This is a genomic window from Halorussus salilacus (genome assembly GCF_024138125.1).
Lineage (GTDB): Archaea > Halobacteriota > Halobacteria > Halobacteriales > Haladaptataceae > Halorussus > Halorussus salilacus.
In genome coordinates this window covers 1,172,041-1,185,699 of sequence record NZ_CP099993.1, presented here as the reverse complement: position 1 = coordinate 1,185,699, position 13,659 = coordinate 1,172,041, and the positions used below count along the sequence as shown (strand labels likewise).

Here is a 13,659-nt window from a genome sequence, read left to right as displayed (position 1 = left end):
GCCTACAGCGCGAGGACGTTGAGGAGCTTGACGAAGACGCCGAAGAGGACGCCGAAGGCCACGACGGTCTTGGGGTCGATGGTGATGGCGTTGCGATCCTCGGCGTCGAAGTACCGGACGAGTCCGGCGCTGGACATCAGCCCGCCGGAGTTCTGGCCACTGCTCATGTGCGATGGTCCGGTTTCCCGCCGCCTAAACCTTTCGGAGCGCCCCGGGTCCTCCGGCGCGTTTCGGTCCCGGCGCTGGGGTCGGGCGCGCTCCGATTGCGGCAAGCACGCGGCGGTGGGAAACCCTTATGCGCGCGGCGCAGGTACACTCGCCCAGACCACCAATGACTGTCACGCTGAAGGACTTCTACGCCGACTGGTGTGGCCCGTGCAAGACTCAGGACCCCATCCTCGAAGAGATGGAGGCCGACTGGGACGAGGTCGAGTTCGAGAAGATCGACGTCGACGAGCATCAGGACGTGGCCAACGAGTATCAGGTCCGGTCGATTCCGACCATCGTGGTCGAGAACGACGACGGCATCGTCGAGCGGTTCGTCGGCGTCACCCAGCGCGAGGAGCTCGAATCCGCGCTCGAAAAAGCGGGCGCGTGAGAACGTAAGTCGGAATCGCCCGGTTTCGTGTCGAGATTTTTTCGACAGATTCGCTATTCGTCGGTGTCACTTTCGTATCGAGACCGAACTTTCCCGGCGTGAAGCTAGCTACTGCCGTTACCTAGAAGAGAGAAGCCCTCGGTCGGCGCTCACTCCCTTCGGTCGCTCTCCTCCCTCGCCCTTCATCCGCCGGAAGACGTTCCTGCTCGCGCTGCTACGCGGGCTGCGACTTCCGAGATCTGCTTCGCGCTACTAAGCAGACCGCCGAGGGGTCCCCGGACCTCCCCGCTCGCGGGCCTCCGACGGAGGCCCGCGAGTGCGTCCCGACCGCGGAGGCCCGGACGAGTCGGGCGTGTCGGGGGCCAGTCGGTCCGGCGCTTCGGAGACTGTCCCAACCACGGGACGCGCCGGGCGCTCGCCCTCGGCGAGCGCGCGGCGGGGAGGAACGGGGGCGCGGTTGCGGTGCTGTGCTGTGCTATGCCGTGCTGTGCGGTCGCGGTCCTCTATGTACCGGGAGTAGCTAGCGTCTCGCTGTCGGATACGTTCGAATCGTGGACCCAACACGTCGGGGGGGGGGGGTTTCGACTCACTCCAAGCCGACCCGCTCGGCGTACTCCTCGAAGACCGCCCACGAGGGGTCGGCCTCGGGCGGTTCGACGCGCTCGCCGTCCACGAACGCGCCCGACCCCTCCCGGACCTCGCCGATTTCGGCCGCCGGAATCCCCTCGGCGTCCAGCGCCGACAGCACCGCCTCGACGCCCGACGACTCGACCGAAATCAGCAGGGTCCCCTCGCTGGTGGCGTCCCACGGGTCGATATCGAAGAACTCGCAGGCCTCCCGGACGCCCGGGAGGAGGGGCACTTCCGCGGAGTCCACGTCGAGGCGCACCCCACCGGCTGCGGCGAACTCGACCAGCGCGCCCCGCAGACCGCCCTCGGTCACGTCGTGCATCGCGGTGACCGGTCCGGCCGCCGCGGCGGTCAGGGCGTCGCGGACCGGGCTCATGTCCCAGAACCGCTCCGTGGCGTCCCGAATCGTCGATTCGGGGAGGTCGACCGCGTCCTCGAACAGCGTCACGAGGAAGCCAGCGACCTCGATACCTGGCCCCTTCGTCACGAGCAGGCGGTCGCCCGAGGTCGCGCCGTCGGGGCGCACGAGGTCGTCGTGGTCGCCCACCGCCAGCGCGGTCGCGCCGCCGACCCACGGGTACGAACACCCGCCGTAGCGGGCGGTGTGGCCGGTCACGATGCTCACCCCCAACTCGCGGGCCTCGCGGTCGAACGTCTCCCAGACGGTGCGGAACTGGTCGTCGGTCATCTCCGGCGGGAGGGTGAAGGTGACCGCGAGGTGGGTCGGCGGGATACCGGACACCGCGGCATCGGCGAGCGCGACGTGGACCGCGAACCACGCCGCCCGCTCGAACCCGAGCGCGGGCGTCAGCGAGAGCGGGTCGCTCGCCAGCACGACCGCGCGCCCGCCCACGTCCACGACGCCGAAGTCGACGCCGTGTCGCGGGCCGAGGCTCACGTCGGCGCGGTCGGCCCCGAGGTTCGGGTAGATGTACTCGTCGAAGAACGCCCCGTCCACCTTGCCGAGGTCGGTCATCGACGGCAATTGCGCCGGAGTCGCCAAATCCGTGGTGGTTCGCGCCTGACCGACGCTACGGCGGGCGACCCGCCTCACCCGGCGACGCTCGCGGCCCACCACGCCAGCGTTCCGGCGGCGAGGAGCGCGCCCTCCGCCCGCGAGAGTCGCCAGCCCGTCCGGAACAGCACAACGACGACCGCCATCTGCGCGCAGAGCCACAGTAGCCCGGTCCACGCGTCGCCGGTCACCTGAACGGGCCGAATCGCGGCGGTCGCGCCGAGTGCCCCGAGCAGATTGAAGACGTTGCTCCCGACGAGGTTGCCTATCGAGACCTCGTGGCGACCGCTCGCCGAGGCCGCCATCGATGTCGCGAGTTCGGGCGTCGAGGTGCCGACCGCCACCACGGTCGCCCCGATGGCCCACTCGGAGACGCCCACGAGTCGCGCGAGGTCGGCCGACGACTCCACGAGCAGGTGGGCCCCGCCAACCAGCAGGCCGAACCCGACGACGCCCCGGAGGAGGTGTCGGGGAGAGACCGCCTCCGCGACCGTCTCGACCGGCGAGTCGGCCGACTCGCCGGTCGAGACGGTCGTCCCGCCGGACGCGGCGCTCTCGGCCGACCCGTCGGCCGAGAGCGCGGCCTCGGAACCGCTCCCCCGCCGAATCAGCACGAGGACGTAGGTCGCGTAGACGACGAGCAGGCCGACGCCTTCGACCCGCGAGAGGGTCCCGTCGGCGACCAGCGCGGTCGTGAGCAGGGTCGCGGCGACGACCGCGACCCCGTCCTGATACACCAGCGTCCGGCCGGTCGGCACGGGCGCGAACACCGCGACCGCACCCACCAGCAGACCGAGGTTGAACACGTTCGACCCGACGACGTTGCCGACCGCCACGCCGGTCCGGCCGACCACCGCGGCGTCGAGGGTCACGAGGAGTTCGGGCGTCGAGGTGCCGACCGCCACCACGGTCAGGCCCACGACGAGTTCGGAGAGTCCGACCCGGCGCGCGACCAGCGAGGCCGCCTCCACGAACGCCGTCGCGCCGTACCAGAGCGCGAGGACGCTCCCCGCGATCACCGCCAGATCGACCAAGACACCGAGCATCGGTGTGGGATACGTCCGACGCGCGGAAAGGGATGTGGGGTGTCGGAGGGGAACGAGCGAACCCGGGTGGGATGTGCGAGTCGCGAGTCGCCGAACGGGATTACCGAAGGTAAGTCGATACGAGGAGGTAACTATTTGGACCGCGCCCGCGTGGCTCCCGACATGAGCGACGCCGACCGCGACTCCGACGCTGGCGACGACCCGGACGCCGACGAACCGCTGGCGGTGTGGTGCGCGGGCGAGGAGTGGTGTGCGGTCACCGCGACCGCGACCATCCTCGGCAAGAAGTGGCACCCGGTGGTCATCCACCGCCTGCTCGACGGCGGGCCGATGGGGTTCAACGAACTCAAGCACGACGTCGACGGCATCTCCAGCAAGGTGCTCTCGGACAGCCTCGAAGACCTCGGCGAGAAGGCGCTGGTGAACCGCGAGATAGTGAACGAAAAGCCCGTGCGGGTCGAGTACTCGCTGACCGACCGCGGCGCGTCGCTCCGCCCGGTCATCGAGAGCATGGCCGCGTGGGGCGAGCGACACCTCGCCGCCGCCGAGGACGCCGACGGCGGCGTCTCGTAGCGCTGTTGGTGGCCGACCGGCCGCTCGGGAAGATATTAATACTGTTACACACTCTCATACCTGTCCCCTCGGTCGGCTTTCATGGGTTTAAACACGGAACGTGTTCCCGTGAACTCTGTCTGTTCCGGCAAATATAGATATTAATATTAAGATTGAAAACCACGGGCCGATATGGGTATCGAGACGTACGATTCTCTCGACGGGCAGGTAGCGCTCGTGACCGGGGCGAACAGGGGCATGGGCAGGCACATCGCCGAACGCTTGGCCGACCTCGGCGCAACCGTGTACGCGGGTGCGCGCCGTCCCGACGACGTAACGTCGGACGACTGTCGTCCACTTCAGTTGGACGTGACCGACGACGAGGACATCGAGGCCGCGATGGCTCGCATTCGGGACGAACACGGCCATCTCGACGTTCTCATCAACAATGCCGCCATCGGCGGCCCGGATGAAGCGCTTCACGAGGCCAATCCTGACGGAGTAAATCGGGCGCTGACGACGAACCTCCGTGGCCCGATGCACGTCACGAGGTGCGCGCTCCCGCTCCTGCTCGAACGTGAGGGCGCTCGCGTCGTCGGCATGTCGAGCGTGATGGGGAAGTTCAGCGATGAGATGGAGCGGGGCGGTTCGCCCGCCTACCGCGTATCCAAGACCGCGCTGAACGGCTTTACCGCCTATCTCGACGGCGAATACGGCGACGAGGGACTGATAGCGAACGTCGCCGACCCCGGATGGGTGCGGACCGACATGGGCGGGAACGACGCGCCCCGAACCGTCGAGGAGGGCATCGAAACGCCGGTCTGGCTGGCCCGCTTCCGACCGGACGCTCCGAGCGGGCAGTTCTGGCGCGATAAGGAACCCATCGAGTGGTAGTCAGTCCTCGGTCACGAGCAACCGCCGCATCGAGAGATAGACATCCATGTTTCCGAGGACGTACGCGTAGAGCGTGTAGGCGTCTTGGGGAACCGACCCAACGTCGACCTCGAACGCTACCGTCTCCGTCTCGCCCGGCGCTAACTCGACCGTCGTTGTCTCGGGATCGAACACCGGGCTTCCGCGCACGTCGTCTTGGTTGGCCCAGAGCCACGGGTGGACGGTCGCGCGCATCTGCGACGGCTCCGGATTCGTGAACTCGATTTCGACGGTCCGGCGCGAATCCCCCTCGAACAGCAGGTCACCGTAGATACGGGGGTACGCCGCGCCGCCCTCGACACTCGGCGCGTCGAAGACGTTGATACACCGCGGACAGAGACCGATTTCCCGCCGGGTGGTCCGCTGGGGGTCTCGGACTTCCTTGACGAACACCGGCCGCCCACAGTGGTAACACTCCTCGTCGGCGACCGAGGTCGAACGCTGTAGCACGCGGTCGCCGTACTCGTCCGAGAGGAATCCCGGTCCGCGGCCGTCCAGCACGGAGAGGAGTCGGTCGCGGACGTTCGTCAATCCGTTCTCGACGGTCTCCATCCGGTCGGCGAGCGCGCGATGGGCGTTCATCCGATAGCGACGCCGGTCGTACTCCGACGCGAGGCCGTGAACCTGGTTCCGGAGGTTCGTCAGCTGTCCGTTCATCTTCCGGTCGGTGAGACCCAGCGCCTCGACCCCCCGGAGGTTCGACAGCGAGCGACGGACGACGCCGAGCCGCCGGTCGAGCGACCCTGTGCCGACCGCGGCGACGAGCCGGTCGGCCTCGATTCGCCCCCACGAGTAGAGGAACACTCGGGTCACGTCCTCACCCGGGAGCGCGGCGTAGTAGAGTGGCCAGTCGCTGTGGTTGTCGTTCCGGTTCTCGACCAGCACCGGGGTCCGGTCGGGGAGTCGCTCGTTTGGGACCTCGACCTCGACGACGTGGGCGGACACGTCGGTCGCCTCGATTCGCAACTCGCCGTCGGTTCGAGTCAACTCGACCTCGGAGGACTGGTCGGCGGGTCGGCCGACCGCCCGGTCCGGCCGCCCGTAGCAGACGTAGGGGTAGGCTTCGAGGTCGAGTTCGTGGGAGTTCCGGTTGAGGAGGTAACACCGCTCTGCGGCGGTGTATCCCGCCCGCAGGAGGGCGTAATGGAACGCGGTCTCCTCTGGAAGCCCCTCCATCGCCCGGTAGCCGCCAATGAGCGAGACTGCGTTGGTCAGCAGACCCATCCCGACGTGAACCGGGAGGCCGTACGTGCCCGTGTCGGGAATCGTGGAGGCACAGGAGTTGAGGAACACATGTGACGGGCCAAACCGGTCGGCGGGGAGCAGGTCGCCGTCGAGGGGGCAGTTCCGCTCGCCGTCCTCGACGCACCGCGGCGTGGGTTCCTCGAACTCGTAGTCGCTGACCGTTGGGTAGCCACAGAGGTACCCGTCCGAGAGGAACGTGTGTATCGAGCGGCCGTCGGTCATGGTCGAGAGCGACGCCAGACCCCCCTCGTCGAGCGACTCCATCTCGCCGACAGTCGCGTCGTTACGCCCGAAGACGACCGTTTCCTCGTCGGGCGAGCGGATATCGCGGTCTTCCTTTCGGAGGAGGATGCAGTGGCGCTCGTCGTTCGGCGGTTTGCGCTCGTACAGCCGTCGGGCGTCGTTCTCCGTCCGGCCGGTCACGATACCGAACGCGCCGCCCCGCGGACCGTCCTCCAGCAGTCGCCGTTGTAGGGCGAGCGCGGCCGACGGCGTCAGCGAAGCGGGGTGGCAGACGTACAGCGCAGGGCCGTCGGCGGCGTCTTCCACGGTCGAGACGAGTTCCGCCGAACGGTCGTCCGCGATGGCTTCGGCTAGCGGGCGATACGGGTCACTTTCCGGAGAGATGACGACCATAACGGGGATGAACCCCAATACTATAACAATATTATTATTCGAAATAAATGAACTTCAGCGGGGCGGTCAGTGCTTGATGTCGGCGGTGCTCACGTCACCGATGGGTGGGAGCACCCGGAGTCGCCGCCGGACCGAGAACAGTACCGCGACCCCAGCGAAGCCGAGACTGCCGACGGTCAGCGCGGTTTCGAGACCCACGACGCTCGCGGCGCTCCCCGCGACGAACGACCCGACCGGTGCCGCGACCGCCGACGCACTCGTTGACACTGCCGTGACGCGGCCGAGGAGATCGTCGGGAACCGCGGTCTGACGCAGTGTCTGCATCAGCACGTTGTACGCCCCGACCGGAATCCAAGCTAGTCCGAAGAGGCCGACTGACGCGAACGGGCGGGGGACCCGCATCGCGGCGAAGAACGCGACAGCCGCGATGGCGAAGCAGACGCTCAGCGCGTAGCCGAGTCGCACCTCGTGGAGGAACGAGGCACCGAGCGCCCCGAGCAGGGTCCCCGCCGCGAGCGCCGACACCAGGAGACCGTACATCTGCGGGCCGCCCCACAGGTCTGCCAATCCCGGGAGTACTGCCATCGTCCCGCCGACCACGAAGTTCGCGACCGCGGCACCCACGATGATGTTGGTCAGAACGGTTCGCCGGACGTAGCCGACTCCCGAACGAAGGTCGTCGAGGTACTCGCTCAGTCGGTCTTCCGACCGGTCGGAGTCGGGACCGCCGGACGGAATCGCGACGCTTCCGAAGAGCACGGCCGCCAGCAGGAACGTCACGGCGTCGAAGACGTACAGGGTCACCGCGCCGAACATCGCGATGAGGACGCCACCGACCGCTTTGAACACGAGGTCCACGCGCTTGTACGCGAGCGAGAACAGCGAGTTTGCCTGCACCAGATTCTCCTCGGTGACGATTCGGGGGAGCGCGGCGCTCTGGGCTGGATAGACGAACTGGTCGATAAGCGCCAGCGTCGGGATGACGGTTAGGACAACGAATATGTCGAGCGAGTTCGTCCACGCGGCGAGTGGGATGGTGAGGACCGCTATCGCCTGCACGAGTTGCGTGCCCGTGAGCGTCCATCGGAGGTCCCACCTGTCGACCAGCGGTCCAGTGAGGAACTGGAACACTTCGGGCGAGTAGAGCAGGAACCCGCCGATTCCAGTATAGAACGGAGAGCCACTAAGATCGTGAACCGACCAGAGCGTTGCGGCGAGATAGAGGCTATCACCGACGTTCGTCACCACACGCGCCGAGAACATCGTCGTAAACCGGCGGTTCCCCCAAATACCACTCATGTTGAAAAGTGAACTGGTATTCGTTTCAATATTGCGTATTCGAGACATGACTCGGCGAGATGCGGGGCGTAGAATTAATTAGGATAATAAAAATAAATAGCATATTAAATAAAAATATATACGATATTAAATTAGTTGTAGAATATGGGCATCGATACCGAAGTCGCCATCGTCGGCCTCGGCTGGATGGGAAAACGGATAGCCGAACAGTACAACGCGATGGACGGCGTGACGCTACTCGCTGGCGCGGACACCGACCCTGACGCTCGCGAGGCGTTCGGCGACGAGTACGGCGTCGAGACCTACGGGACCTGTGAACGCGTCTGCCGAGCGGCCGTCCCGGACGCGGTCATCGTCGCCACGCCCCACCCGTTCCACTACGAGCAGGTGATGGCGGCTATCGACCACGGGACCAGCGTTCTAGTCGAGAAACCGATGGTTGTGGACCCCGAGCATGCGATAGAGATAGAGAACGCGGCCCGCGCGGCGAGCGTCGAGGTCCGGGTCGGCTATCACCGCCGGTTCAATCCGGCGTACCGGGCGATCAAGGACGCGCTCGACGACGGCGAGATCGGCGGTGTCTCCACGATATCCTGTCGCATCGGTCTCGAATGGGTCGATATCAACGAGAGCCAGTGGCGGATGGACCCGTCTGTCACCGGCGACAAGGGCTACTTGTACGACATGGGTTCGCACCTGCTGGAAGCCCTCCTCTGGGCGACCGGCGCGCGCGTCGAATCGGTCGCGGCAGTCGGTAGCGACTCGTTCGACGTCGACGTCAACACCGCTGTCTCCGCGGCGCTCCGAATCGACGGCCGGACCGTTCCCGCGACCGTCACGCTCTGCGGCGAGAGCACCGCGTTCGACGCAGACGAGACGCTGACCGTCTGGGGGACCGACGGCCGTCTCACGTACCGGAGCGCCCCTGCTTCGTCGGCTGACTGTGACGTTGTTCGCGTCACCCAGCCCGAGGGAACCGAGGTCTCGCACTTCCGCGAGGGGACCGACTTCGAGGCGATGACTCGCGAGAAACTCGAAGCATTTGCCGCCGCGGTCCGCGGCGACGACTCCCGTCTCACTGACTACTCGTTCGCCCGCCGACTCACGCGCGTTCGCGCGGCGATCTCCGAGGCCCGTGAGTCCGGCGAGTCCGTCCCGGTCGAGTGCCGGACCCCGACTGCGAACCACTGAGGTCCTCACTCGCCACCCGCACCTTTTTATCCGAGGACGGGACCACCTCTGCCCGGATGGGACACCGCGCACTCCTCGCGTACAGCCGCGAGGGCTCGACCTACGACCTCCACCGCTCGCACTGGGGCGGGGCCGACTTCGCGCTCGCTCGCCACGTCTCCGCGGAGACGCCGTTCGCGTCCGGGACCGGGTTCGCCGTCGACCCCGACCCGGTCGCGACCGGCCTCGAACTGGAAACCGCGGTCGCCGAGTCCCTCGACTTCCTCGCCCACGAGGCGTTCTTCCGGGTGGGTCCGGACTACGAGACCGCGCCGTTCCACGTCTGCTGGTTCGGCCTCGAAACCGACAGCGACCGAATCGACCGGAGCGAGACCGTCGGTCACGGCGCGCTGGTCGAGGCCCGACCCGCCGAGGGCGACGACTACTTCCGGGGGTGGTTCCGGGCGACGAAGGCCGCGGTCGGCGACGCGGTCGACCGCGGCGACCTGACCCGCGAGGAGGCACTGGATTATCTCGCGAGTCGGGTCGAGTCGTGGGCCGAGGACCGGGAGGTGATTCGGCCCGAGTGACCGAATTTCGAACCCCGCGACCCCATCACTCCGCCGGAACGAGACGGTGGACTCCGCCGCCGTCCTCGCCCGACCCCAGCACGTACACCTCCCCGTCGCCGTCGCTCCCGAACGAGAAGACCCGCCCGAGCTTTCCGGCGTCGTCGCCCGCCACCTCGACGACGCGTATCGGCCACTGGCCCTCGTCGGTCGGCGTCGCGACGAACAGCCTGCCGTCTGCCGACAGGTCGGCGAAGACGTACGCCCCGTCGAGGTCCGGGAGCGCAGAACCCCGGTAGACGTACCCGCCGATGACCGAGTCGCCGCTGACCCCGTCGCCCGAGTGGGGGTACTCGACGACGGGGTCGCGCAGGGGCTCGCCGCCCCTGACCGAGTCGGGCGTCTCGTCGGGACAGTCGTCGGCCTCGAAGCAGTGGGTGGCCTCCCTGACGTTCCACCCGTAGTTGCCGCCCTTCTCGACCACGTTCACCTCCTCGTAACTGCTCTGGCCCACGTCGGCGACCAGAAGACGTTCCCCGTCGAACGACATCCCCCACGGGTTCCGGAACCCCCACGCGTAGTGCTCGCCGAGGCCCTCCTCGCCGACCAGTGGGTTGTCGTCGGGGACGGCGTACGCTCGCTCGTCTTCTTCGTCGTCGGTCTCGCTGTCGTCGGTCTCGCTGTCGGCAGGTTCGCCGTCCACGTCGATGCGGAGGACGCTCCCGAGCAGGTTCTCGGTCACGTCCTGACCGTTGCCGCCCGCGACGGCGTCGTACCAGTCCTCGACGTGTCCAGTCCCCTGGTCGCCACTCCCGCCGCCGTCGCCGACGCCGACGTAGAGGTAGCCGTCCGGGCCGAAGGCGATGTCGCCGGAGTTGTGGTTCGACTGGGGTTCGGGAATCTCCAGAATCGTCCGCTCGGAGTCGGGGTCGGCGCGTCGGCCGTCGTCGGTCGCCTCGAACTCCGCGAGCACGAACGTGTGGCTGTAGTCGTCGGGCGTCCCGTCCCGCCGCGGGGCGCTGTACCGGACGAACGCCCGGCGGTTCTCGGCGAACTCCGGGTGGAGTTCGACGCCCAGCACTCCGGCCTCGTAGGCGGTCTCGACAGCGTCGCGCAGGTCCAGGAACGGGTCGTCACGGAGGCCGTCGGACTCGTGGACGAGGATTCGGCCGGGCTGGTCGGCGACGTACCGCCGGTCGGCCTCGGGCGCGAACGCGACGTCGGTCGGAGCCTCCAAGCCGGTCGCCAGCGTCTCGATACCGACCGACTCCGGGATGTCGTCTCCCGCCTCGGTGGTCTCCGCCGCTTCCGTCGTCTCGGTCTCCGGCGACGCGGTCGTCTCGGTCGACTGCGCGTCGTCGGCGAGCGGGTCCTCCGCGGCGCAACCGGCGAGCGCGGCCGTCGCTCCGGCGAGCGCGGCTTCGAGCAAGCGCCGCCGGGTGGAGGTCGGTGCCATGGCGACCCTCACGGCGTCGAGACGGAAATACGTCCGGTCGGGGCGGGGCGGGTCGGGTCGAGTCGGGTCGAATCGCTCCGACCGTCGCGGCGGCGCGAGCGCCGCCGCGACGGAGTGTGGCTTTAGTAGCTCGACCACCTACCCCGTCGCAGTGACGACTTCAGGCGACGCCGCCGACGCCAGCGCGCTCTCGGACCCGACGCCCGAGCGGGCCCGCGACCGGGTCGCGACCGCGGTCGACCGCGCGGAGATGGTCACCGTCTTCGGGCGGTGCACGGTCGACTACGAGGGTCGGGCCGCGAGCCATCTCGGCCCCGGCGACCGACTCGTCGTGCTCAAGCCCGACGGGACCGTGCTGGTCCACACCGACGAAGGGCAAAAGCCCGTCAACTGGCAACCGCCGGGTTGCACCCACGAGACCGACGTGTCCGACGGCCGGTTCCGCGTCCGGAGCCACCGCGAATCGCCCGACGAGGAACTGGTCGTGGCGTTCGAGGCGGTCCGGCAGGTCGCGACCTTCGACGTGACCGACCGCCGGGACCGCTCGCTCACCGGGACCGAGGAGGACCTCCGCCAGCGCATCCTCGACGACCCGGACCTCGTCGAGGAGGGCTTTCGACCGCTGGCGACCGAGCGCGAGACGCCCGCCGGGGCGGTCGACATCTACGGCACCGACCGGACGGGCGCGACGGTGGTCGTGGAACTCAAGCGCAGGCGGGTCGGTCCCGACGCGGTCGGACAGCTCTCGCGGTACGTCGAGGCGCTCGACCGGGAGCTCCACGCCGACGCCGAGGTCCGCGGGATGCTGGTCGCGCCCTCGGTCACCGAGCGCGCCCGGAGCCTGCTGGCCGAGAAGGGACTGGAGTTCGTCTCGCTCGGGCCGCCCGGTCAGTAGACGAACAGCCGCCAGAGCCACTCGCCGAGGCCCGGTGACCCGAGTTCGCCGGGGCGCTCGACGTTCACGCCGACCTCGAACTCGTGAGTCGTGCGGCCGTCGTAGCGCCGTTGCTCGCCGCCCGTCTCGACCGTGGCGTTCAGCCGGGTCTCGACCGCCGAGAGGGTTCCGCGGTCGGCGTCGACGGTGGCGCGGATTCGAGAGGCGTCCACCTTCGTCACGGCGTCGGCCTCGCGGCCCTGCAACGCGACGACCACCGCCGCCGGGTCGGCGAGTTCGAGGACGATTCGGTCGCCGTCGCGGTCGACGACCTCCCAGCCCTCGACGCCGGGCGCGGGCGGCGTCAGCCCGCTCGGGTCGTCCCACGAGTAGCGGTCGGCCCACCGGAGGTAGTCGGGCGCGGCCCGGACGGTCCGGTCGCCGACCTCGCGCTCGCCGAGCGCGAGGTCGAGGGTCCCCGACCGCAGCGGCGGCGACCCGGTTCCGGACCCGGCGTACACCGAGGGACCGGACGCGACCCCCGACGGAATCTGGCGGTATCGGCGGGCGTCGCGGTCGATGCGGTGTTCGACGACGAACGGCTCGCCCTCCTCGCGCGCCACCGCGACCCGGTAGCGGTGGTCGGCCCGCTCGGCGTTCTCGAACGCGGTCGCGTACATCGCGTCGGGGTCCTCGGGGAGGGGGTCGGGCGAGGCGTCGGTCGGCCTGAACTCGGCGACCCGGACCGCGCCAGCGACCCCGACGAGGCCGGTGAGCAGGAGGACGGCCAGCGTGACGCGGGCGACTGGGACCGACCGCCGCGGGCGCTCCCCGGCCCGGGGAGCGCCCGCGGGCCCGGCGTCGGCGACGCGCCCGACGTGGAACGCCGCGAGGACGGCCAGCGCGAACGGCGAGACGAGGAGAGTCAGCGTCCCGGCCACGCCGACCAGCGCGACCACCGACCCCGACCCCGCGCCGTATTCGAGTCCCGTGAGCACTGCGAGGCTCACCAGTCCGGCGTAGCCGAGGTGCCAGCCGACGCCGACGGCCGCTTCGCGGGGCCTCTCGACGACGACCGCGAGCGCCGCGAGGAACCCCCCGCCGACCGAATCGCCCTCGGCGACCCGGACGACCGCGGGTGCCACGACCGCCCACGCGAGGAGCGTCCCGACGGCGACGCCCCACGGCGGCGTCGCCACGAGGACCGGGAGCGCCAGCGCGTCGCCGTGACCGAGCCAGTAGAGCGCCGCGCGAACCGGGGTGTCGAGCAGGAGGAAGGCGGCCGTCCCGGCGAGGACCGCGACCGCGTGGCCGAGCGTCGCCGCGGCGGCGAGCGCGGCGGCGCGGTCGCGCGCGTTCGCGAGATTCCACTCGACGGGCGGACCCTCGGCGAGCGCCCGGCGAACGCCGGGCGCGAGCGCGCCGAGACCGACGACCGCGACGACCGGCGGGACGACGAGCGCGAGGAGGGGATGGACGGCCCACCCGAGCAGAAGTCGGAGCGTCGCCTCCGCGAGCGCGACCGCGGTCGCGCTCGCGAGGAGCCGCGGACTGTCCAGTGTGAGGCCGGTGGGAGAGTGGCGGCGGGACACGTCTGAACCCTCCGACCGCCGGTATTTATAGTTGGGCGAGAAGC

General features: G+C 69.0%; 13 protein-coding genes. 6 read left to right on the top strand and 7 right to left on the bottom strand.

All coding sequences use genetic code 11. The features are described 5' to 3' along the window. Window positions 1-2 precede the first annotated feature (2 nt). Entirely contained in the window at window positions 3-167 is a 165-nt protein-coding gene (locus tag NGM10_RS06055) for a preprotein translocase subunit Sec61beta (protein WP_253482943.1), read from the bottom strand. Between the two features lie 164 nt (window positions 168-331). On the opposite strand from NGM10_RS06055, the gene NGM10_RS06050 reads away from it, so the two are divergent. Beyond that, window positions 332-598 carry a thioredoxin family protein gene (locus NGM10_RS06050; RefSeq protein WP_253482940.1) on the top strand — a complete coding sequence of 89 codons (267 nt, stop codon included), beginning with the start codon at window positions 332-334 and terminating at the stop codon, window positions 596-598. Between the two features lie 586 nt (window positions 599-1,184). Here NGM10_RS06050 and NGM10_RS06045 read toward each other — a convergent pair. After that, entirely contained in the window at window positions 1,185-2,204 is a 1,020-nt protein-coding gene (locus NGM10_RS06045) for an AIR synthase family protein (RefSeq protein WP_253482937.1), read from the bottom strand. A gap of 74 nt (window positions 2,205-2,278) precedes the next feature. Next, the gene (locus NGM10_RS06040) at window positions 2,279-3,289 is read right to left on the bottom strand and encodes a calcium/sodium antiporter (RefSeq protein ID WP_253482935.1); all 1,011 of its coding nucleotides are present in this window, start codon (window positions 3,287-3,289) and stop codon (window positions 2,279-2,281) included. A 162-nt stretch (window positions 3,290-3,451) separates the two neighbouring features. Between NGM10_RS06040 and NGM10_RS06035 the strand changes: the two genes are divergently transcribed. Next, entirely contained in the window at window positions 3,452-3,862 is a 411-nt protein-coding gene (locus tag NGM10_RS06035) for a winged helix-turn-helix transcriptional regulator (protein WP_253482934.1), read from the top strand. Window positions 3,863-4,033: 171 nt separating this feature from the next. Further along, a complete protein-coding gene (locus NGM10_RS06030; RefSeq protein ID WP_253482933.1) occupies window positions 4,034-4,735 on the top strand; it encodes an SDR family NAD(P)-dependent oxidoreductase in 702 nt (233 codons plus the stop codon). On the opposite strand, the gene NGM10_RS06025 is transcribed toward NGM10_RS06030, so the two are convergent. After that, window positions 4,736-6,655, bottom strand: coding sequence for a hypothetical protein (locus tag NGM10_RS06025; protein ID WP_253482932.1), 1,920 nt, complete (start codon window positions 6,653-6,655; stop codon window positions 4,736-4,738). It abuts the gene before it with no gap. Between the two features lie 66 nt (window positions 6,656-6,721). Then, complete coding sequence (locus tag NGM10_RS06020) at window positions 6,722-7,954, bottom strand: MFS transporter (RefSeq protein ID WP_256504377.1); 1,233 nt, start codon at window positions 7,952-7,954, stop codon at window positions 6,722-6,724. Between the two features lie 144 nt (window positions 7,955-8,098). Here NGM10_RS06020 and NGM10_RS06015 point away from each other — a divergent pair, with 144 nt between their 5' ends. Both NGM10_RS06015 and NGM10_RS06010 read left to right on the top strand, forming a co-directional pair. Further along, window positions 8,099-9,145, top strand: coding sequence for a Gfo/Idh/MocA family protein (locus NGM10_RS06015; RefSeq protein ID WP_253482930.1), 1,047 nt, complete (start codon window positions 8,099-8,101; stop codon window positions 9,143-9,145). A gap of 56 nt (window positions 9,146-9,201) precedes the next feature. Then, the gene (locus NGM10_RS06010; RefSeq protein ID WP_253482929.1) at window positions 9,202-9,714 is read left to right on the top strand and encodes a DUF6735 family protein; all 513 of its coding nucleotides are present in this window, start codon (window positions 9,202-9,204) and stop codon (window positions 9,712-9,714) included. Between the two features lie 25 nt (window positions 9,715-9,739). On the opposite strand, the gene NGM10_RS06005 is transcribed toward NGM10_RS06010, so the two are convergent. Continuing rightward, window positions 9,740-11,149, bottom strand: coding sequence for a PQQ-dependent sugar dehydrogenase (locus tag NGM10_RS06005; protein ID WP_253482927.1), 1,410 nt, complete (start codon window positions 11,147-11,149; stop codon window positions 9,740-9,742). 151 nt (window positions 11,150-11,300) lie between these two features. Between NGM10_RS06005 and nucS the strand changes: the two genes are divergently transcribed. Then, window positions 11,301-12,044, top strand: a complete 744-nt coding sequence (gene nucS, locus NGM10_RS06000; protein ID WP_253483774.1) for an endonuclease NucS — start codon at window positions 11,301-11,303, stop codon at window positions 12,042-12,044. On the opposite strand, the gene NGM10_RS05995 is transcribed toward nucS, so the two are convergent. After that, window positions 12,038-13,615, bottom strand: a complete 1,578-nt coding sequence (locus tag NGM10_RS05995; protein ID WP_253482925.1) for a hypothetical protein — start codon at window positions 13,613-13,615, stop codon at window positions 12,038-12,040. The two genes, nucS and NGM10_RS05995, sit on opposite strands and share 7 nt — an antisense overlap. Window positions 13,616-13,659 lie beyond the last annotated feature (44 nt).